The following is a 21,374-nucleotide window of genomic DNA, read 5'->3' as shown; positions in this document are numbered from 1 at the left end:
CTCTTAAAAGTTTCTATAATAAAAAAAACAAACGACCTGTACGGTCATTTGTTTAATTCATATATACCTTTCGTTTCTTCTATCATTTTAGTTAACGAGAAATACCTCTCTGCTTTCTCTCGTGCTTTCAGTCTAATATCATTCACCTTTTCTTCATTCCCCTGTAGTTCCTCAAGTGCACTTGCAAATTCAGATTCACAATATTCATGTATCAAAACACCTGATTCTCCATTTATTACCGCTTCATTTATTCCGCCAACATCTATTGAAACAATTGGTGTCCCTGTAGCCATTGCTTCAATTACTACCATTGGAAACACTTCACGAAAAGATAATAAAAGTAAGGCATCCATATTTCCTATAAACCTATGCGGATCTGAAATATTCCCTAACATTGTTACCCTTTGTTGCAATCCATACTTTTCTATTTCGTTCATAATAGATTCTTTTTCTGGCCCATCACCAGCAATATAAAACAAAAAATCATCTCTTTTTTTCAACACATTTGCAATTTTTACAAATAGTTGATGGTTTTTCTCCTTGGATAGTCTAGCTAATATCCCTATTTTATAAATAGATTCTTTCTTTTTCTGCTGGAATAAAAACTTTTCTATATCCACACCGTTATAAATTGTCTTTACTTTCTCTTCAGCTACATGCATTGAAAGTAAGTTATTTTTTTCAAACTCACTTACTGTAATAATATTGTTCACATATTTATTCATAAAATAACGAAAAAGAGTTGGCATTTTCTTCTCTAATATCGTTACATTATGCTTCGTATACACAATTTTCATCTTTTTTTTCATAAACTTTTGAAGTAGAAAAGCATATAATACCATTCGTAAACTATTTGCATGAATAAGTTCTATCTTTCGTTTACAAATTTCGTTTCGTAAGTAATAAATATTTCTCAAATGATTCCATCGGCTAAGTAACATAAAATTTTCTTTTCTAGTAAGAGATTCATATAGCTCTCCATCACCTGCAGCTGTATAAACCTTAAAATCCTCATAACGCAAATTACTTTCCAATTTACAGAAATAACTTTCAGCTCCGCCTGTTATCAATTTATCTGTCATCAAAAGTATATTCATAATTGCGTCTTCCCAACTACATTGATTTTATTTTTTCTATAGGCATGATAAGCATACTTACTAAAATAGTAAAAGATTTGCACTGCATTAAGACATTTTTGGTCTCTTAATAATTTCCAATACCGAAAAGCTGCTTTAATTTTATTTCTGGAAACCGAATTTGCTACAATTCGATACTTCGCTAATACTTGCTGTATCCCTTTCGCTTCATGCCCTTCATGTAATAATTTCAGCCATAACGCCGTATCTTCCGGCTGTACACTAGGCATTTCAATATGCGGAATTTTTTCACGATCAATTATTACTGTTAAACATCCGATAATTGTATTTCCTGCCAAACAATGATAGTCAACAGATTTCGGTACATTCACTTCTCGATTTAGTCCATTACCGTTTTCATCGATTAAACTATACGATGCATATGAAAAGGCCACACTCATTTCTTCCATAAATAACAATTGTGTCTTCAATTTATGCGGTAACCATATATCATCACTATCTAAAAAGGCAATATACCTTCCTCTCGCCTCTTGAATTGCTATATTCCGAGCCTTAGCAGCACCAATATTTTCTTTTAATGATACTAACCTAATACGCGAGTCTCCTTCTATTATCTCTTTAATTTTTGTAACAGATTCGTCAGTTGAAGCGTCATCAACGATAATCATCTCCCAATTTTCATATGATTGATTTTGTACAGATACAATCGTCTCACCTATAAATCGTATACTATTATAAGAAGGTGTTATTACAGAAACATGAGGCGCCTTATTATGTGCTGATAGACATTTTACCATCTATCTTTCCCCTTCCTTCATATATTGAAATGTACTTCACAACAATTGCTAAAAATAAAAAGAACGCTTCGTTAATAATGAGTGACAATGACATCATCTGAAATAAAAATGCAACCATAGTCAATAAAAGATACGGTTTTTCACGAAACAAAGTATACTGCGTTAACTTGAACATTAATACAAATAAAAAAGCGCTATATAAAAGAAAACCAATTGTACCCGATTCAGATAAAATTTCTAAAAATGTATTGTGCACATATAATTTTTCATTAAATTGAAATTCATAATAATTCGAAAAATTAAACGCACCGATTCCGATATATGGATTAGATAAATAATATTTAAAAGCTGCTTCCCATAATGTAAATCTGCCACTTCCATTATCATGCGAAAAATCAGAAATTCGTTTATTCAATATGTCATCCAATTGGCCACCCATTACACTATTAGATAAACTAAAGATCACTACACCAAACAATAGTAAACTCATCATTATTTTTATTTTTTTTGCAAAACTAGAAGTACATACATATACAAAAATGACAAGCACAAGCGCTAATATTCCTCCCCTTGAAAAAGTTAATAAACTTGTCGTAACACATAAAATCAATCCTAAAATGTTCGTCATATTATGTAAATTTGTCATATAATACATAAAAAATATTGTATTATAAAAAATAAAAATGTTAGGATCATCTAGCAAACCAATTAATCTTGGATATCCTCTATCAACTAATAGTCCGGCAAAAATTTCTCTTTCTTCTCCACCGTATAACCCAAAGTGCTGTAAACCAACTATATAAAGTATTAAGCTTACAATATTAAATATAAATCCTACATAAAAAATAGATGATTCAAGTGTTGCTATTTCAATATTTCCTAATAAATTTCTCATTATAAAATAACAACCTAAAACAAGTAACACACCAAAAATCATACGAATGCTAGCATGTAAATATATAGAAAGAATTCCACTCAAACAATAGATGAAATAAAATAGTAAAAATACAACTTCATGAAAATATAGCTTTTGGATATGGAAGTTTTTAATTGTTAAACAAAAATATATGACTAAAAAAATCATATAGATCTTCAACGAAAATCCAATATATATATTGTATTTACTTAACATGACAAATAATATTAGAAGCATAATCCATTTCATCGACATTTTCATATTATTTTCCATATGCTATATCCCCTGTTTCGTAATATAATCCTTTTTGCGTGTTTTTGTTATAAACGAAAAAAGAAGTTTTTTCAGCTCATAATCATATAGGAATATACCAACTACTACGATTAACGTATTCAGAACGAGCGCAATGAAATGATATGTATGCAACATATATTGCACCCCAATAAAAGTTACGCCAAAATAAATTGTATAAGGTATGACAATTTGGAATACAATTTTCTTCCTCACTACACTTACTGCTATATACCCAACTAAAGCTACAATTTCAAATAAAACCATAGCATAAGCCGCTCCTATCACTCCACCAATACTACTAAAACTATAAAGCATAATCCCACCTATCACTAATGCTATACATTGCACAACCGTTCTTTTATTTTGACGTCCACTCGTTGTTAAGCCGTCAGCTATAGCAATATTTAAACTTTGTAGCACAATGAGAAAGGATAATATTTGGAGTGGCTCTACTGCATTGCTCCATTCCTCATAAAAAAATATAGAAATAAAGTATGGTGCTAAATGATATAAACCGATTGTCATACAGACTCCCACAATCGCCATTGATTTTATTTGAAGTAAGTTTAATTTCGTATGCTCTTCTAAATTTTTTTGATTATAATGCTTAAAAAGCACTGGGTAAAACGCACCTGCAATTACCCCTGGCACTTGATATAAAGCTGCTGGCATCCGGTACGCCACTGCAAAAACACCGACCATACTTAGTGGCAATGTATAGTTAAGTAAGATAGGCGCTAATTGCGGGGTGCTCATTATTAAAAAACCGCTAATAATAAAAGGTGTTAATTGCCAAAATAATGCTTTATGGATTACGACTTTCATATTCATTTTCGTCTTTTTTCTCATGATATATATGCTGAACAAACCACCGATCATATACCCAAAAGCATATAAACGAGCTGTTACATACACCGGTAACTCTCCGAAAATACAAAAACATGTAATGATGATAACAACTGACGCTGATACAACTTTAATAAGTGCTATATACTTCATTCGTTCCATCAACTGAAAGTAGGCAATCCCTATATTTTGGAAAGTTAATCCTATTAACATGAAAAACATTACGTTTATCATCATGTAAATTACATTTCTATCCGCATACATATAATGAATAGCAATATAACCGATTATAGAAATAAAAATAAGTAGGATCATCCTTATTTTTATATACGACGATAAAATCTTCCCTAAGTCTACTCCATCTTTTGCCCCTTCTCGAAGAAACGTGTTAGTAAGTCCTAAATCTGTGAAAAATAACATAACAAACGTCACTGCTATGGCAACACTAAACATTCCATAATGTTGTGCATTAAAAAAATTTGCTAAAGCAATTAAACTTACAGCCTGAAAAAGATTAGCTAAAATCGTGCTATAAAATAGATGGATAATATTATTTAAAATAGATTTACCCATACCTGCTCTCCTTTGCAAGCAACCTAGCCTACTTACATATATTTATCTTGCACCATTACCGTTCAATACAATTAAAACAGTTTTACATAAAATACGAATATCCATCCTGATCGTTTTCATTTCAATATACTCTATGTCCAACTTCAATTTTTCTTTTGCATCAAGATTATACCCTCCATTTATTTGTGCCCATCCTGTTAACCCTGGTTTCACGATTAAGCGGTCTTTGAATTCTGGAATATACGTATCAAATTGTTTATAAAAATACTCTCTCTCTGGTCTAGGTCCCACAAAAGACATATCACCTTTTAAAATATTTAAAAGTTGCGGTAACTCATCAATTCTCGTTTTTCTTATAAATGATCCAACTTTAGTAATTCTTGAATCATTTTCATCTGCCCATTGTGGTCCATTTATTTCAGCCTCTTTTACCATCGACCTTAATTTAAATACATTAAATTTCTTCCCATTAATACCTAAACGTTCTTGAAAATAGATTGGAGCTCCTGCTGTTTCGAAAGCAATCATAATACAAAAGAACAACATAATTGGTAGCGTTACTAGTAACAATATGAGTGAAAATGTAATATCAAACAAGCGCTTTATACTTCGATTCAAAATACTGGTCTTTTCTTGGGCCGGAATCGCATACAACTTGGCTTGATTTGTTTCACGAATCATAGTTCGTTACCCCCACATTCAAGAATATAAAACTATACCCATTAATTCACATTCTTTCTTTTTTATATCAGTTATTGCTTTTTGCACGGTACGTAGGGAATCTTTTCGCTTTTTGACTGCTAAGATCACTCCATCGCATTTCCCTGCACTAATGTGCGTAACAGGAAGCTCAAATACTTCAGAAGAATACAAGAGAATATAATCAAAATCTTCTCTCCACTTCGCAATTGCACGATCAAATTCATCCATAGAAACTAAAGTCGTTCCGGTGTGTACTGTTTTTTTGGCAGGAATACAATATAAGTATTTAGATAAATTACTAGAAAAAGATTCATAACTACAGGTGAAATCGCTTATTATATCATTCACTGTTTTCGTATGATTACTTTGTAATAGTAGATGTAGTTTAGGATCAGAAAAATTCACATCGATAAGTAACACCTTTTTTTTCATTTCTGCAAACACTAGCCCTATATTTACTATAAGCTGAGCAACAACGCCTCTATCCTTCGTTGAAATAACTGTGAATACTTGTTTTCCTGTTTTTTTCAACTCGTGATATACAGTATAAAACTGCTCTTTCATTAGAGCATCATGCGGATTAAATAGAAGCTGTTTCTTTGTTTTAAACATCGACATGTTCACCTCGATATATAGCTGATTGCGGATCAACTTCTGTAGATTCCTTTTTTCTTTTCGGTTCCATATTTATGTGACCAATTACAGGAACTGTTGTTATCTTCTCTAAATCCTGTTCCACGTATATACGTTCATCAAAATAATCTCGAAATACGGCTAAACCTATCCCAACAAAAAAACTAACAATTAAAGAGATAGGAATGATAAGTTGAATTTTCGGAAACAACTTTTCAGCTTTTTCCTGTAACTCAGGATCAGTTAATATTTTTACCCCCTGCACATTCGTATACTGTTGAAAGCTTTTTTGAGATTGTTCTGCCAATGACTTTACAATTTCTTTTACGATTATAGGATCCGAATCTTTTACTGTAACAGTAACAATTTGTGAGTTGTCCATATTCACCACTGAAATTTTTTGTGCTAGTTCATGACTTGATTGCTCTAATTTCAAAGTTTTTTTCACTGTTGAAATAATGAGTGGACTTTTTAATATATCAACATAAGATGTTACCAGTTGCTTATTTTCCTGTGTTTTATTTGTTGAATTTTCCTTATTAAACTCATCTAAATTCCCAACGAGAATTTGTGTTGAATATTGATATGAAGGCTTTAATACGTACATAGAGATAAGAATTAGAGAAACAGTTAAACAGCACATCGTCAAAATAATTGTTACTATCCTTCTTTTCAATAACTGTTGAAAATCCTTCATACTAATTTCTTGCTTCAATTATTTCACCGCCTTTGTCTGATTCATATTCTGAACATCATTCTTTACAGATAACCCTTTCTTCTTTCTATTCGCTTGCTTTGTTACATACTTTCCGACTCTGAATGCAAATTTTTCTACAAATATATACGAAAGCATCGCAAGTATAAACGAAAAAACGAGTGAAAAAATTAAAATAATAGGCAACGGCAATATTTCATGAAGCATGTATATAAGGGAAAATAACGATATGATATGGTATAAATAAAGACTGTAAGAAATCTTCCCCAAATATAACAAGTATTTATTACGCAACAACGATGACAAAGTTGATACTGATAGACTTAATATGACAAATAAACATGCACTTATCGCTACTACGTAGTCTCGCAATATAAAATTATTGAGCACTTTAATTTCTCCGATAAGCCCTTCATACATATAAAATAAAATCGCTAATAAAAACCATGCAATTTTCTCATTTTTAGTACGATTACTATAAAAAATTATTACATTATTTTTATACTTCGCAACTAGTGCTCCTAGTAAAAATAGCACCGTGTAATGTGGTGTTAACATATAGCTTGTTAATGTTAAACTCGAGCGAAATAAAAATAATATCGCAACAGAGCATATACTAAAACTAAACAATGTCAATAACGAATCCCTCAACGTTTTTCTTAAACAAACCATCAAAACTAACGGGAAAATGATTGATATTCGCATTTCATGAACAAGTGACCAAATTACGCCGTTATATGCATCTGTATTATATTTCCCAACCAATAATATATGCTGCACGATTAGGCTTAAAGAACTTTCAATCGTCCATGAGCGATTAAACCATTCACTTAAATGAGAAATTCCATATTCACTCATTGTAGTTTGGCATAAAATAGCTATAAGTATCGCTACGATATATGGAATATAAATTCTGCATATACGCTTTACAAGGAATGACCTATAGCTATCATAATTTTTTTGAATAGATTCATACAAAACAAATCCACTCAAAACAAAAAAGATAATAACAGATTCGTTACCACTACTAAAAACAAGACGAGCAGGTGTTTCTTTTAATAGATACATAACAAATGGTTTATTATCTTCATAACTGTAATTTTGAAATACTGAAAAAATCATTAAATGATGGCCAATCATTACTACTAATGAAGAAATCCCTCTAATTGAATCCAGTTCTTCATACCTATCCATCGCTTTATATCAACTCCTAATGAAATGATAATAATCATTTCAAAGCGACACCATTATTCATATTCCTCTCCTTTCTTTTCATTCCAATTTTTCATATTAAAATGATTTATAGCGTAATTTTTAATGTATTGTAACATTTTTTGTAATATTATGAATAGTTAATCCCTTTAATTGGTATATATCAATTTCAACCTCGAAAAATGAAAAAGATTGCTAGAAAAGCACTATAAAAATATCTTGTATATTTACAAGATTAAAGATAGGAATAGCATTTTTTCCAATATAAAATAAAAAAGATAGCCTTTATAGGCTATCTTTTTTATTTTATTTAATTACTAGCACCACTATATGCTACATGTCGTTTCTCAATTCGTTCCTCAATTTCTTTCATATTTTCTTTATTATTTAATAGTGATTGTTTATTTTCAATTAATAATTGTTTAAAAGATTTTCTCACTTTTTTTCTCATTTTCATTGTCCTCCTTGGGGGATGATTTATATAAAAGATAAAGAATTATCTGGTTGTTCTTATAATAATTGATTGTTGTGAATTCCATTTGAACTTCATATGAAAATTCCGTTTATTTTCTGACAACTTTGTGAACACTCAAAAAAGAGTCTCCTAAAACAATTTTATAGTCGTTTCATTCAATTACATAAATCGCCATTTGCATCATCTTATATCAATTTACCTTGTCGAAATATTTATATATTTTAAGCTGCATTCCATATACTTTCATCTACTAAAATTCTTTTTTTCAAAATAAAAAAGAAGGTGTCACCTAGTCTAAGTTCGACTTATGCAACATCCTTCTTTCCAAACTATTTACAGCATATTGATTAACATTTCAGGTCTTCCCCAATTCATTTCTTCACAAACGAATCGTAATTTTTCTTCATCTATTGTGTGTAATCCTTCTTCTAGTGAACAGGAAATAGGAACTTCACAATGAATTTGCGCTAATTGTAATGAAATATTTAAATTCTCTAAATCACTTTCGATCTTCGTACGTTGCGCTTTCGTTAATGATGCCACATTTTCTAGTACAGTTGCTACTGTACCATGTTCTTGAATAAGCTTATACGCTGTTTTTTCACCGATACCTTTTACACCTGGGTAATTATCGCTCGTATCTCCCATGAAAGCTTTCGCATGCACGATTTGCCACGGTTCTACACCTTTTTCTTCCATAATTTTCTCTGGTGTGTAATACTCGTAATTTCCAATTCCTTTGCGCAGAAGCATAACTGTAACGTTCTTATCAACAAGTTGAAGTAAATCTGTATCACCTGTTAAAATATAAACTTCCGCTTCATTGCAGTATTGTTTTGCTAGTGTACCGATACAATCATCCGCTTCATACCCTTTCATGCCGATAACTGGAACAGATAATTTCGCAGTCATTTCTTGCACTAGATCAAATTGCGGAATTAATTCTTCAGGTGGCGCTGCACGATTCGCTTTATAATTTGAGAACGACTCTGTTCTAAATGTCGTACTTCCCATATCCCAGCATGTTACGATGTGTGTCGGTTCAATTGCTTGCATTGCCGTTAATAAATGTTTCATATAACCATGAATCCCGTTTGTAGGGGTACCATCTTGTCGTTTCATAAATTGTCCGTAGACACTTGTTGCATAAAAAGCACGAAATAATAGTGCCATACCATCAACTAATAATACTTTTTTCATAATTCCTCTCCTACCAAAAAAAATAATAACCCCACGTCATCACGTAAGGTTATATAAATAGATTACCATTCTACGTTTTTCAACTTTGTCTATTATACATTGTTTTTGTATATTTAGCATCATTTACACATTAAGACGTTTTACTACAACAAGTATGAAGAATCCCTGTATACGTATTTTTCCCAGTTGAAACTACTACAGCTTTTGCATTTCCACTAACAATATACGTCCCTTTGAAACATACATTTTCAAGTTCAAGTGGATTATAGTCTTTCATTCTTTTCAAAGGAATAAATCGTTTACGTTCAAGATGATAGCAACTTTCAAATTTCTCAATACTCGCATCGTTTCCTGTTAGCACAGATTCATTTACTAATAGATCATTTGCATAAATGATACGTACATCTGCTGGTACTGTATCACCTTCTGAAAGGAAAATCATATCTCCTGGAACAAGCTCTTGTACTGGCAAATCCATCATTTTTAATTCACCGTTTAAACCTGTTACACTAGAACATTCTACTCGAGACACAGTAATCTTCTCACATTGTAATCCATCTCTCACATGTTGTTTTGAAAAACCTGGGATCATTCCACCTAGCTTCATCATCACTTCTGCAATACGAGCTCTTTTTGAAGTTAATTCATTTCGGCCGTATACTTGAATACGTTTTTGTGCCTCTTTCATAGATAATCCATCTCTTGTTGTTTTAAAATACGCAAATACAGATTTTACATCTCTCGTTGCGATTTCAATTAATAAATCTTTATTTTTTTGAAGCATCGTTTGTTCTTTCATTGATTTTTTGCTTAATTTATATGACGTGTTACCCACAGTTTTGTTTGCATATAACATATTATCGTCTCCTCCTTTACAACGTAGGAAGAAACGCTTTGTTTCTCAATTTATCCACTTTACGGTGAAAGTGTCTAGCGCCTAAACATACATATAAACGCTACATGATGATAAATATAGAGGGAGGAACAAGTCGTTTCCTGCCTACATCATATATTTTTGATTTGAAGTATATGGGTAACGGAACCGAGTCAGAATTTGACATGCTCCTCACCTCCTCGTTTTATTTTATAGTTTATACTATGAAATTACTCATAGCTTTGTAACAAAAAGACCCTTACTCCGAAAAGAGTAAAGGCCATGACATACACAAATAAACGATTCCTAATACAATTAGAAATCTACGGACCTCTCCCTCGCCGAGTTTTAGCACTGTATAGCATAGGTACATTACCAGCTACATTAAGAAAAACCTTAATTCGATCATTCCTGTTGACCCATTGGCGTCTCTCGACATTTTTGGGCAGTAGCATTTCTCTATACAGGAGCCTCACCTAACAGAGACTTATTTTTATTACATAGAAAATGTTACTCTTATTTAAAATAGATGTCAACACCTTGAATGGAATCTTTTCCTTATTACAACAACTCCCTCTCATATACATACTATTTCTCTTTCTACGTATCAAATGAATGAAGCACATATTTTAAAATTAGTAAAAATAAAAACCTTACGTTTAAACGTAAAGTTTTTAATAAGTTATACAACCAGCAATTACAATCCCAATTGAAAGCGATAAAAACATAAGAAAAAGACCGACCGCTTGATTATCTTCTTCAAGACTTTTATTTATATTAAAGCGTGGTGTAAGCCACTCAGCTAAATAAAAGACGATAATTTGAGCCAAAATCCCAACCGCTCCCCACGAAACCATATCAAGAAGTGAAATGGAATTAGCTGCTGTTGAATATAAAACAATAGCTAACCCAAGTAATCGCCCTCCAAGTACATAGCTTACTGCCTTATTCCCTTGGGCCATTAACTTAAATTCTTTTACTTTCGTTGTCACTTCCATCAGGAAAAGACCTATGCATAAAAGACCAAGTGTTACTGCTAAATATAATAAAAAATTAATCATATACTTCCTCCTTTTTTATACCTACTGGTAAATAGTACGATTCATTCCCCGTAATTTTTTCACCAGCACGAATACCGATACTACTTGCTTTTCCTGCAATTAAAAACGAACCAAACACATACGACAGTTTCTCCATCCCTTTCTCTGTTTCCAAAGATACGACTGGAAGTTCTGTATACTTTTGAAATATCGGCAGTGACGCTTTATACGTTTGGTGTGCATTTTGAATCATAATATTTTCGTCCTTATCACGAATGGTAATCGTGTCTCCCTCTCTACCAAATGAAGGTTTTTGAACGAAAGAACCTTTTCCTAAAAATAAATCTGGTTCTAAATATGTAGGTAACATATATTCTTTAATCCACTGTCGTTCCTCATTTGTATAAAAGACCTCTTCTTCTGCTAATCCCCAAATAAGACACTGAACTGATTTAGGCTGAAGTAAAAATGCTGACAAAGGATTTATAATAAACAGCTTTCCGGCTTTTACGAGTTGCAACAACTCCACACCTACCAAATCCCCTGTTTCAGGATCTTGATCCTCAATTAAATCTTCTATCGGATATGTTTGACGATATAAAACATCAATTTGCACTCCATCCCTATCCACTAAAGAATCTTTTGTAATTCTAAGTTCTGACATTGGCACGACTTTATTTTCAACACGGCATAACTGACTTAAATACATAGTCGTATTCCAATCCTCAATATGCTCATGATGCGCTGTAAAAACAACATTTGGGTTGTCTATTCCCTTTGTCGCTTCCATTACAGCTTTTGTAACACCAGAGGATAGCAATCGCTCTTGGCCTAAGTTTGGATCATCATAACCTAGCTTTTTACAAACTTCCCCATTCATTTGAAAGCATTCCATAATAAAGGTAGGTGTATCACTATTAAACTCAAGCATTTTCATTTGGTTATCGCCTGTTAAAACGAAATCAAATCGTGAAATAACAGATTCAGGATATAATCCTTTCATTCTAATGAACGATAAGCTTGCGGGGGGAAATCCAAGTTCAAGAAGCTGTTCGTCACTTAAATTACGCAAAAGTCTAGCAGTCTTAAAAAATATTTTCCCCATTCGTTCAGTTGCAACTTGTAATTGTTTCATAGTCTCATTTGTTATAGGAAAAACATGAAACAAACTATACTCACATTCATATAAATCCGACCAGAAATCCTGATATTTTGAATAAAACTCTTTTCGATCCCTTATGTATTGCGACATATGTTAGCCCCCAAATCCTCCCTTTGAACCGCTTCCAATTCCACCTTTAAATTCCGCAGACGATTGATACGATTTAAATGCCGATGAATTTTTAAAAGTGGATTTATTTTGATAGTATCTCCCGCCATAGAAATAATGTCCACGATAACCTGAACTACTATCATCACACTGCCATACCCCAAGTTCATCATCCCAATCCCAATCTGAACAACTTTTATCATTCGGTTTTGGGGGTAAATCTTGTGCGCAGCCAAATAAGGTGCCAGTCATTAAAGACGTTACGACACCACCTACTAGCCATTTCGTTTTTGTCACCTTCGCACTCCCCTTTATAAAATATATTTCTATTATATAAGAAGCCATGATAAAGTAGAAGAAAAAGGAAGAAGAGGGATGAAATGCGCTTAGAATATCGACTTAATGATGAAACAAAAGGGTATCCTGCTTTATGGAATTACACAAATATTTCTAATTCTGAAATTATCGCACGCATGACTTGTGAATATTTTATAAAAGATAAAAATACATATGTTGTTACTGCAACTTCAGTAGATCCAGATGGAACAGTAGTTATATATATTCAACAAGAAACTTTTTCTAACGACCCTTCAGATCCTACTTACTTCCACATCGGTTTTGAAATTAGAGAGCTAAAGGATACGAGTTCCAACTTGATTGAAAGTAAAGATGTATGGAACTATGAAGAAATTTTACCATCTCTTCATTCAGATATTATATATATTCAGCAGGACGGCATGCATATGGAGTTTACTTTAGATTCAAGAGAGATTGATGAAGACAGAAAGTGCTACATTTATTATGGAAACTTCACAGGTGAATCGAGATAACATGGATATATGTATACAACAAAAAAACCTTACGTATAAAACGTAAGGTTTTTATATAGCCCCACATATGCCGTTATCTCTAGATGTCCATAAACCTGCTCTCACAGGTGGATGCTCTCACAAATGTTTGTAACTTCCTTCTTAAAAAGATGGCATGTTAGCTACATTTAAATATTGAACTTCCATATTAAACTTATTGGTTTAAGACATGCATAAGCTACGTACACCGTAGGAATTTTATATAATGTTAGTTGAAATAAGACCCCCGCACGTGCCGCTCCTCGTAAATGTCCAAAAACCCGCTACTCGCAGGTGGATGCCCTCACAGTTACCGTACATCTTCCTCCACAAGGAAGGCTTGATGATGGTCACTAAATATTGAGCTTCCGTATAACTAACATCGGTTTTAGACATAAATAAGTTACGTACACCGCAGGATGTATTATTTACTTGTCGTTATATTATCACATTGTTTCCAATGTGTAAAATACAAAGTTTTTCGAGCAATCTCTTGCTTGTGACCTTATTTTAATACAAATTATTTTTGCATGCAAGTGATTAATCTTCTTCTTTTGCAATTTGATTTTCTGGATAAGAAATCCAATCACTCCAGCTACCTGCATACAATTTAACATTTTGGAATCCAGCTAATTTCAATGCAACGATATTTGGACATGCTGTAACACCAGAACCACAATATACAATTGTTTCCTTATCTTTCGAAAGATTTTGGAATCGTTCTTGTTGCTGAGCTTCATTCTTAAATTGTCCTGATTGCAGCATTCCATCCTTCCAAAAATAATTTACTGCTGTTGGAATGTGTCCTGCTTTCGGATCAACAAGTTCCTCTACACCAGCATAACGTTTTGGCTCTCTAGAATCAATTAACGTAACATCTGCACCTGCATAGATATTCTCTCTCACCGTTTCCATCGTTACAAGCATATGATTTTGTATATTTTCTTTGAATGCTTTTCGTTTAGCAACAGAAATTTCTGTTGTTACCGGTAGTCCATTCTCTTTCCATGCTGGAAATCCACCATCTAATATATATACTTTCTCATGTCCTACATAGTTTAATAACCACCAAAGACGAGAAGCATTTGCACCCGCTTCACTGTCATATGCAATCACTGTCGTATGTTCATCAATACCAGCTCGCGACAGCTTGTCTGCAAACTCCTCAATATTTGGTAACGGGTGGCGACCACCATGTTCTGCTATAGGACTTGATAAATCTACATTCAAATCAAAATATAATGCATGAGGAATATGTTCCTCCTCATACTTTTCTCTACCCCAATTAGGATTCGCTAAATCAAAACGACAATCGATTATACGGACGTTCTCATCTTCTATATGCTCACGTAACCATTCGACTGTAACTAACATCTTTAACGACCTTCTTTCTCTTTCAAACGACTTACATACTCCATAACCATTTCTTTTGTAACATATTTACGCTCTAGTGTAACACCATTTTTTGCAAGAGCATTAATTTGCTTCGTTACAACATTAATGACATCAACCGAAAATTCTTTCCCATTTGACGCAAGAGATACGGCTGCTTCAATAGCTGCTTCACGCTGCGCATCTAATTGTAAACATGCTTTTACACTTTCATTTTGTTTACGAGAATGTGCTGTAATTGCTTTATGTACTTCCATCTTCTCTTCCCCCTAAATAAGTTATACGTTCTGATTTAATTCCATTGCAAGCCGAAACATATCACGGCATACAATCCCATTTTCAATAATCTCTTCTTCATAATGCTTCGAAAAGTAATCAAAATCAATAGAAAAAATACGAAATCCACATTTTTGATAGAAAGCAAGTTGTGAAACACTAGAATTGCCTGTACCAACTTCAAGTTTTGACATACCATATCCTTTAGCAGTTTCTATAGCATGACTTATTAGCTTCTTTCCAATCCCTTTTCCTTGCAAATGCTCTACAACCGCAATATTCATAATTTCCATCGTCTTCGGCCTTGTTTCCAAAATTACATATACACCGATTACATTATCCTCTTGCTTAGCTACGTATGTTAATCCTCTTTGTACATATGCACCAATTTGCTGTTCACTTGGATCAGCAAGTAGTAATAAAGACTTCGGTATAGCTTCTTTTGAAATACGTTCTATTACAACAGTCATAAAAAATTCCCCCTTCTCTATTGTTCTAAACCCTCCTTGTCTACCATAAGTAATAGAAAGGAGGGATTCACCATGGACAACAATGAGAAAAAATGCAACGTCATCTCTATTGATGGAAAGAAGAAGAAGAGCGACACGTATTCCTATCCAAAATTAGTAGTAGAAAATAAAACATATGAATTTTCTTCGTTCGTCTTATGCGGTGAAACACCAGACGGCAGACGACTCGTTCTTACTCATATGATTTCTACCGATGAATTTGCTGGATTTGTCAAATCTTTAGATACGGTACTACAAAAGAAAATCGAACGAATCTTTTTCTCATAACGACTACATCACATACATTTCTTTTTCAATCTCTACTAATTGCTTTTGCAATTGTTCTTTACTTTGTTCATATAGTGATACATCAATCGTTTCAGCCAATGCAAATAATACACTTTCATAATAATTCATCACATCTTGCTGCATCACTTTTTGGAATAAGTTCCATTTCAAATCCCACTCTTGCTTATAATGATGAACAAATAAATCTTTTTCATCAGCTACATAGTTTGATACGAGAGGTTCTAATACAGATTTAGCGTCTTCTTGCATAAAGGCTTTGTCATTCTTTTCAAAAAAGCTTTTCTCGTTTTTAAAGTGTGCCAATGCTTTTTTGAAATCTTTTATTTCAACTGAAGGAAACGGTTCTTTATGTGTAATATCTTTATATTCATATTCCACTGTTCCATTCATAGAAATTGATTCATTTTCTACTTTACAGTTCACCACAATTTCATTCTTTGCACGCTTCATCGCTTCATCTATCCATCTTTCAAGGCGTAATGATGTCGCACGCATTTCTTGTAATAAATCATGCTGAATAAATGCTACTAATTCCATAACACACTGCTGCAACTGCACTTTCACATTTCCATCCGTTCGAAGCGATGCTGGATTAATAAATTCAGTAAACACATCGTTATAACGTAGGAATAGACGTTGTTGCACGTAATAAAGCAATTCTTTCACTTCATTTTGCATCGCCTGTTCTTCAGCAAGCACACTATATGATGAAATAATATGAAGTAGTTGATCACGCTCTGCTTCATATTTTTTCGTTTGCTTCTCTTTCTCTTCATTCCCCTGCTTTGCACCATTTATCATATTTACTAACAGCTGATCTGCCCCTTGCAATGCACCATATAAAGCATGAACAGATACGAGCATTAAATCTCTCATCATAAAGGATGTAAATGATTCCTCGAACTTAGCAATCCCAGAGTTTTGTAAAATACCGTACTTCTCTTTCTCAATATTTTTTCCTTGTTTCTCTTCAAGCGCACATAAACTTGAAATTGCAAATAAACGTGGATTTCTAATACCGTATTGTAGTAGCTGGTCTGCGATATAACCTTTTACCATTTCAAGTTCTTCTTCAGACTCTGCTAAATCGGCCGCATTAATTAAGAAGAACATTTTATCAAGAGCAAAAGTATCCTTTACACGACCAAGCTGAATTAAAAATTCACGGTCAGCACGAGAGAACACGTGATTATAATACGTGACAAACAAAATAGCATCTGCGTTTTTAATATACTGGAACGCAACGTCTGTATGGCGGGCGTTAATAGAATCCGCTCCAGGTGTATCTACAAGCGCTACTCCTTGCCTTGTTAATGCACAATCATAATAAAGCTCCATGTACTCAACAAAACAAGATTTTTCTTCATTCGCTACATAATCAGAAAACTCTTCTAATGTAACTTGTACTTTCTCGCCTAAATGTGCAGAAACTGTATCATACCCTTTTTGTACTGCTCGTAAAAAGCTAAATGTCGTTTTTTGCTTCCCAGTTGGTGAAGGGTATTTCATAACTTTATCAATCTGTGCTAACGCTTCATCTAACGTAGTAATCTCATAATGAAACAGCTTATAAACAGCTTTCATATCTTCTAATAAGGCTTGCTTTGATTTAAATTGAATCCTTACTGTTCCGTGTGGTTTTTCCTCTGTAACTGGCAAAATTTGATTAATCGTTGCCGTCGTCGGATTTGGTGACACTGGAAGTACTTTCTCACCAAGCAATGCATTGGCAAATGATGATTTCCCAGCACTAAAAGCTCCAAATAATGCTACTGTAAATTGTTTCGTTTCCACACGGCGCCTTTTTTCTATTACCTCTTGCTGTACATGTTTTAGCGCTGGCAATGGCTCTAATATCGTTTCAGCTTTCTTCACTTCCTCTAATATACGCTGAATATTTAAAGCTGCCGTTCCTTTTATCTCTTCCTCACGAGCCGCTACGTTATCATTTACAATTTCCTGCTCTTGTAGTGTGAATTTCTCACTAACAATTTGTTTTTTACTTTGCAATATCTCTTCTATTTGCAACCCTTCTGGTGTAGCAACACGATCATGCCAAACATTTTGTAAATAGCCTTCATATGCCTCCAAATTGTTACTGTATTGCAATTTCGTTTCTTTCGCCGTTTGCAACATCGTATATGTTTCAATCTCTTCTTCAATACGATCAACTGCTTCTTTTACCTTTTGCTTTAAAACGACTGCACTTTTATCAAAAATTTGCTGTGCTTTTGTAAAATAACGTTTCTTTAATTCATTCGCTACATCCGCTGTATAAAGAAGTAAGTAATCACCTGTGAAACCTGCACCTTGTTTAATTACTTCTGCTAACATTTCTGGTCCAAAAGCAATTTCTAAATCATATATGTCTTTCCCAATCTCTTCTGTAAACAACCCTTCTTCTTTTAAGAAGGCAACAATAAATTCTTTCACATGAAAATCAAGTTGCGTTTCGACAGTCTTTTGCAAAGCAGCATAAAAAGCATCTAAACGTCTCTGTTTTTCTTGCTCAGTCTTTCCTTTCGCAAATAGCAAACCAACTTTAAATTTTGTTAATTTCGTTTCTAAGTACGCATTTGCCAATTCTCTCATTTCAAATGGCATTAAATACGCGTTATCTAATATAGCTTGTAAGCCTTTTATAAATTCATTTCTCATTTGAGACTCTTTATTAGCCTCGCGATGTTTCATTTCCGTTAGCTCTTCTTTCTTTTCAACTATTTCTGAAATGGAAAGCGGTGATGCTAACTCTTCCTCATATTTCAAAAGAGCTTTTTCATTTTCAGAAAGAATAAACGAGAAATGTTCCCCCATTAAATATTCTGTTTCTCGCACCATTCCATCTCTTACATACTGCTCTTTTTCTTTCATAATAGAAGTAATTAACGTTTCTAGGTTTTCAATTTCATTATGTGGATGGTTCATCATTCGTAATGATGTATAATAAACTCCATCTACTTCAATATCCCAGTTAGAGAATGATTGTTTTACACTATCGCTATAATCTGCAAACGATAATTCATTTTCTTTATGTTTATCTATTTGATTTACAACTAGATACACCGTTTTATTACGTTGTTTCAATTCTTTAACAAATTGTAAATTCACTTCCGATTGGACGTGATTATAATCCATCATATAAAAAATTACGTCTGCTAGATGCAGCGTTGATTCTGTCGCTAGTTGATGGGCATCATCTGTTGAATCAATCCCTGGTGTATCAACTAACATAACACCTTCAGGAATTGGTGCATCATTCCGATAAATATGAACACCAATTACCTCATCGCCATCTTTACAAATTTGTTTTAATTCTTCTGCTGAATATGCACCGTCATATTCGTACTGCTCTCCAGATTTAATCGTTACAACAACACGATCAAATCCCTTTTCAATTTTAACGACGTTAGCGCTTGTCGGAATTGGACTTGTCGGTAACAACTGCGCTTTATATAGATGATTCATCATCGTTGATTTCCCTGCTGAGAAGTGACCGCAGAATGCTATCATAAGCTGCTCTCGTTTATATTTTTGAATTACTTCAAACAACTTTAAACTATTCTCTGCATCGCCGTGTTTTTGCCACTCTTCATAAAAACAAACAAGCTTTTTCATACCGTTTGTCTGTACTATGTTTGTCATCCCCTTGTTCCCCTTTATCCAAGATGTATATGCTATTTGCAAGCTAATAACCAATGAGAAATGCACCTACTCATTGATTACCTTTTCACTTTACTATCATACTAAATTTTCAGCATATTCTCATTAAAAATAAAAAATCCCTTTCATTCTTTTTACAAATGAAAGGGATTTTATGTAATATCACTCATTTTGCTGTTCCTACTCCATTTAAAACATACTTTGCAATAACTGCATATACAGCGACTGTACCTGCTACTAATGCATATACCATACTCATGCACCAACCTTTTTTTGATAATGATTATCACTTTTGAATACATTTTATCATTAAAGAGAATCATTATCAACACTTTTTCATAAAGAAAGCCCCTTATAAGAAGGAGCTTCACTGCCTGTTTTGAAGAAGATTAAAACTTGTTGTGCACTCTTATTATATCTCATCTTACATAACTTAATAGTTAAAAAAAATGGAAATCCACCCTATACCCTCCATCTTACATTTTGTATAATAAAAGGGAATTACTTAACAAGGAGGAAAATAATGACACAAAACATTTCACAAGGCGAGAGGATACACTCCATCGATATTATTAGAGGAATAGCTGTACTTGGTATTTTTCTTGTGAACTGGCCTGTTATCGCCGGGATTGACTCACGTGATATTACAGGAGTTTACGAGGGGCTAGATAGCTATATCCGTCTATTTTACGATATGTTTATTCAAACAAAGTTTTATACTATCTTTTCGTTTTTATTCGGCCTAGGATTTTACATTTTTATGACTCGTGCTGAAGCGAAAACAGATCGACCAAAAACTTTATTTGTTCGTCGCTTACTTATTTTATTATTATTTGGTTTCTTACATTACGTTCTTTTATGGGACGGAGACATTTTACATACTTATGCAATTACCGGGTTTTTCTTATTTTTATTTTACAAAAGAAAGCCACGTACTATTTTAATATGGTCAATTGTACTATTAAGTTTCATGCAATTGTTCACATTATTAGGTTCTCTTGTCATGTTAATCGTGCCAGTAGAGGAGTTAGGCCTTTCCACAGCAATTATGCCGTTAGAAAACTGGGGCTTACAAATCACAGACCGATTCTATTCTTTCTACTCTGAAGCAATAAGTAACAGTCTTATTATGCTTCCTGAAACACTAGGATTGTTTTTACTCGGATTATATGCCGGTAAAAAAGATATTTTCCGCCGTGCGAAAGAATTAGATCCAAAACTAAAGAAATGGCAAATTATTATGTTTGTTTTAACATTACCGATGTGGTTTATTATGGTTTACTTCTTTATGAACAATCAACCATACACACCATTTTCACTTATGGGTATTACGATGATAAGCGGAAAGACATTATTCATATTCTACATTTTCACGCTCATGCGTTTATTACAAAAAGAAAAATGGCAAAAGATATTACGTCCGTTCCAGTACGTTGGTCGAATGGCATTAACAAATTATATCTCGCATACAATTGTTACGTTGCTTGTATTCGGAATATTGTTCAAAAATGATTATCTTGCTCCATTATGGGTAGGACCACTATTTTGCATCGGTTTCTACACGCTGCAAATCTTTATTAGCCGCTGGTGGCTGTCACGTTACCAATACGGGCCACTTGAGTATATATGGCGCCTTGGTACGTACGGAAAGATGATGCCACTTAAAAAGAAAAGCAAGGTCTCGTAAACAACACAAAAATAAAAGGTTCAAATCGCATGCGATTTGAACCTTTTAT

21 protein-coding genes, 2 other RNA genes and 1 riboswitch are annotated in these 21,374 nt (G+C 33.3%); of the genes, 3 read left to right on the top strand and 20 right to left on the bottom strand.

Going from position 1 to position 21,374, the window contains the following annotated elements; all coding sequences use genetic code 11:
• Positions 1-44 precede the first annotated feature (44 nt).
• The 14 genes from ACTFR9_RS00675 to ACTFR9_RS00610 form a co-directional block, all read right to left on the bottom strand.
• Positions 45-1,097 carry a glycosyltransferase family 4 protein gene (locus tag ACTFR9_RS00675; RefSeq protein ID WP_072180028.1) on the bottom strand — a complete coding sequence of 351 codons (1,053 nt, stop codon included), beginning with the start codon at positions 1,095-1,097 and terminating at the stop codon, positions 45-47.
• Positions 1,094-1,894 (bottom strand): glycosyltransferase family 2 protein, encoded by an 801-nt coding sequence (locus ACTFR9_RS00670; protein WP_000237692.1) that lies wholly within the window; start codon positions 1,892-1,894, stop codon positions 1,094-1,096. The genes ACTFR9_RS00675 and ACTFR9_RS00670 overlap by 4 nt, the downstream gene beginning before the upstream one ends.
• Positions 1,869-3,083, bottom strand: a complete 1,215-nt coding sequence (locus ACTFR9_RS00665; protein ID WP_048557442.1) for an O-antigen ligase family protein — start codon at positions 3,081-3,083, stop codon at positions 1,869-1,871. Before ACTFR9_RS00665 ends, ACTFR9_RS00670 begins: the two co-directional genes overlap by 26 nt.
• A 3-nt stretch (positions 3,084-3,086) precedes the next feature.
• Positions 3,087-4,523 carry an oligosaccharide flippase family protein gene (locus ACTFR9_RS00660; RefSeq protein WP_000520305.1) on the bottom strand — a complete coding sequence of 479 codons (1,437 nt, stop codon included), beginning with the start codon at positions 4,521-4,523 and terminating at the stop codon, positions 3,087-3,089.
• 42 nt (positions 4,524-4,565) lie between these two features.
• Entirely contained in the window at positions 4,566-5,204 is a 639-nt protein-coding gene (locus tag ACTFR9_RS00655) for a sugar transferase (RefSeq protein ID WP_000617630.1), read from the bottom strand.
• Between the two features lie 18 nt (positions 5,205-5,222).
• The gene (locus ACTFR9_RS00650) at positions 5,223-5,843 is read right to left on the bottom strand and encodes a CpsD/CapB family tyrosine-protein kinase (RefSeq protein WP_002163715.1); all 621 of its coding nucleotides are present in this window, start codon (positions 5,841-5,843) and stop codon (positions 5,223-5,225) included.
• Positions 5,830-6,573, bottom strand: a complete 744-nt coding sequence (locus ACTFR9_RS00645) for a YveK family protein (protein WP_000806898.1) — start codon at positions 6,571-6,573, stop codon at positions 5,830-5,832. The genes ACTFR9_RS00650 and ACTFR9_RS00645 overlap by 14 nt, the downstream gene beginning before the upstream one ends.
• Positions 6,574-7,767: an acyltransferase family protein gene (locus ACTFR9_RS00640; protein ID WP_073536429.1), complete on the bottom strand. Its 1,194-nt coding sequence runs from the start codon at positions 7,765-7,767 to the stop codon at positions 6,574-6,576.
• A gap of 328 nt (positions 7,768-8,095) precedes the next feature.
• A complete protein-coding gene (locus ACTFR9_RS00635; RefSeq protein ID WP_001228048.1) occupies positions 8,096-8,236 on the bottom strand; it encodes an FbpB family small basic protein in 141 nt (46 codons plus the stop codon).
• 357 nt (positions 8,237-8,593) lie between these two features.
• Positions 8,594-9,460: a 5'-3' exonuclease gene (locus ACTFR9_RS00630; protein WP_000757054.1), complete on the bottom strand. Its 867-nt coding sequence runs from the start codon at positions 9,458-9,460 to the stop codon at positions 8,594-8,596.
• Positions 9,461-9,590: 130 nt separating this feature from the next.
• Positions 9,591-10,316: a P-type ATPase gene (locus ACTFR9_RS00625; RefSeq protein ID WP_000964968.1), complete on the bottom strand. Its 726-nt coding sequence runs from the start codon at positions 10,314-10,316 to the stop codon at positions 9,591-9,593.
• A 343-nt stretch (positions 10,317-10,659) separates the two neighbouring features.
• A riboswitch (M-box (ykoK) riboswitch) is annotated at positions 10,660-10,825 on the bottom strand.
• A gap of 183 nt (positions 10,826-11,008) precedes the next feature.
• Positions 11,009-11,395 (bottom strand): DUF350 domain-containing protein, encoded by a 387-nt coding sequence (locus ACTFR9_RS00620; RefSeq protein ID WP_000606860.1) that lies wholly within the window; start codon positions 11,393-11,395, stop codon positions 11,009-11,011.
• Positions 11,388-12,626, bottom strand: coding sequence for a glutathionylspermidine synthase family protein (locus ACTFR9_RS00615; protein WP_000084961.1), 1,239 nt, complete (start codon positions 12,624-12,626; stop codon positions 11,388-11,390). Before ACTFR9_RS00615 ends, ACTFR9_RS00620 begins: the two co-directional genes overlap by 8 nt.
• 3 nt (positions 12,627-12,629) lie before the next feature.
• Positions 12,630-12,941 carry a hypothetical protein gene (locus ACTFR9_RS00610; RefSeq protein WP_000169021.1) on the bottom strand — a complete coding sequence of 104 codons (312 nt, stop codon included), beginning with the start codon at positions 12,939-12,941 and terminating at the stop codon, positions 12,630-12,632.
• A gap of 83 nt (positions 12,942-13,024) precedes the next feature.
• On the opposite strand from ACTFR9_RS00610, the gene ACTFR9_RS00605 reads away from it, so the two are divergent.
• Complete coding sequence (locus ACTFR9_RS00605) at positions 13,025-13,474, top strand: hypothetical protein (protein ID WP_001235530.1); 450 nt, start codon at positions 13,025-13,027, stop codon at positions 13,472-13,474.
• Between the two features lie 54 nt (positions 13,475-13,528).
• Here the strand turns inward: ACTFR9_RS00605 and ssrS (ACTFR9_RS00600) are convergent.
• The 5 genes from ssrS (ACTFR9_RS00600) to ACTFR9_RS00580 all read right to left on the bottom strand — a co-directional run bounded on the left by ssrS (ACTFR9_RS00600) (position 13,529) and on the right by ACTFR9_RS00580 (position 15,630).
• Positions 13,529-13,712, bottom strand: a non-coding RNA gene (gene ssrS / locus ACTFR9_RS00600) — 6S RNA.
• 21 nt (positions 13,713-13,733) lie between these two features.
• Positions 13,734-13,916: non-coding RNA, 6S RNA (gene ssrS, locus ACTFR9_RS00595), on the bottom strand.
• Between the two features lie 116 nt (positions 13,917-14,032).
• On the bottom strand, positions 14,033-14,866 hold the full coding sequence (locus ACTFR9_RS00590) for a sulfurtransferase (RefSeq protein ID WP_073536404.1): 834 nt from the start codon (positions 14,864-14,866) through the stop codon (positions 14,033-14,035).
• Between the two features lie 2 nt (positions 14,867-14,868).
• Positions 14,869-15,141, bottom strand: a complete 273-nt coding sequence (locus tag ACTFR9_RS00585) for a YpbS family protein (RefSeq protein WP_000451811.1) — start codon at positions 15,139-15,141, stop codon at positions 14,869-14,871.
• A gap of 21 nt (positions 15,142-15,162) precedes the next feature.
• Positions 15,163-15,630, bottom strand: coding sequence for a GNAT family N-acetyltransferase (locus ACTFR9_RS00580; protein WP_000219273.1), 468 nt, complete (start codon positions 15,628-15,630; stop codon positions 15,163-15,165).
• Positions 15,631-15,702: 72 nt separating this feature from the next.
• Between ACTFR9_RS00580 and ACTFR9_RS00575 the strand changes: the two genes are divergently transcribed.
• Positions 15,703-15,957: a DUF3931 domain-containing protein gene (locus tag ACTFR9_RS00575; RefSeq protein ID WP_000369740.1), complete on the top strand. Its 255-nt coding sequence runs from the start codon at positions 15,703-15,705 to the stop codon at positions 15,955-15,957.
• A 3-nt stretch (positions 15,958-15,960) separates the two neighbouring features.
• Here ACTFR9_RS00575 and ACTFR9_RS00570 read toward each other — a convergent pair whose 3' ends face one another.
• Positions 15,961-19,620, bottom strand: a complete 3,660-nt coding sequence (locus ACTFR9_RS00570; RefSeq protein ID WP_163262685.1) for a dynamin family GTPase — start codon at positions 19,618-19,620, stop codon at positions 15,961-15,963.
• A 541-nt stretch (positions 19,621-20,161) separates the two neighbouring features.
• On the opposite strand from ACTFR9_RS00570, the gene ACTFR9_RS00565 reads away from it, so the two are divergent.
• Complete coding sequence (locus ACTFR9_RS00565; protein ID WP_000193095.1) at positions 20,162-21,325, top strand: DUF418 domain-containing protein; 1,164 nt, start codon at positions 20,162-20,164, stop codon at positions 21,323-21,325.
• Positions 21,326-21,374: the final 49 nt, after the last annotated feature.

The sequence above is a fragment of the Bacillus cereus group sp. MYBK222-1 genome (assembly GCF_051916425.1).
In the GTDB taxonomy this organism is placed as follows: domain Bacteria; phylum Bacillota; class Bacilli; order Bacillales; family Bacillaceae_G; genus Bacillus_A; species Bacillus_A paranthracis.
This window is presented reverse-complemented; position numbering and strand designations above follow the sequence as displayed.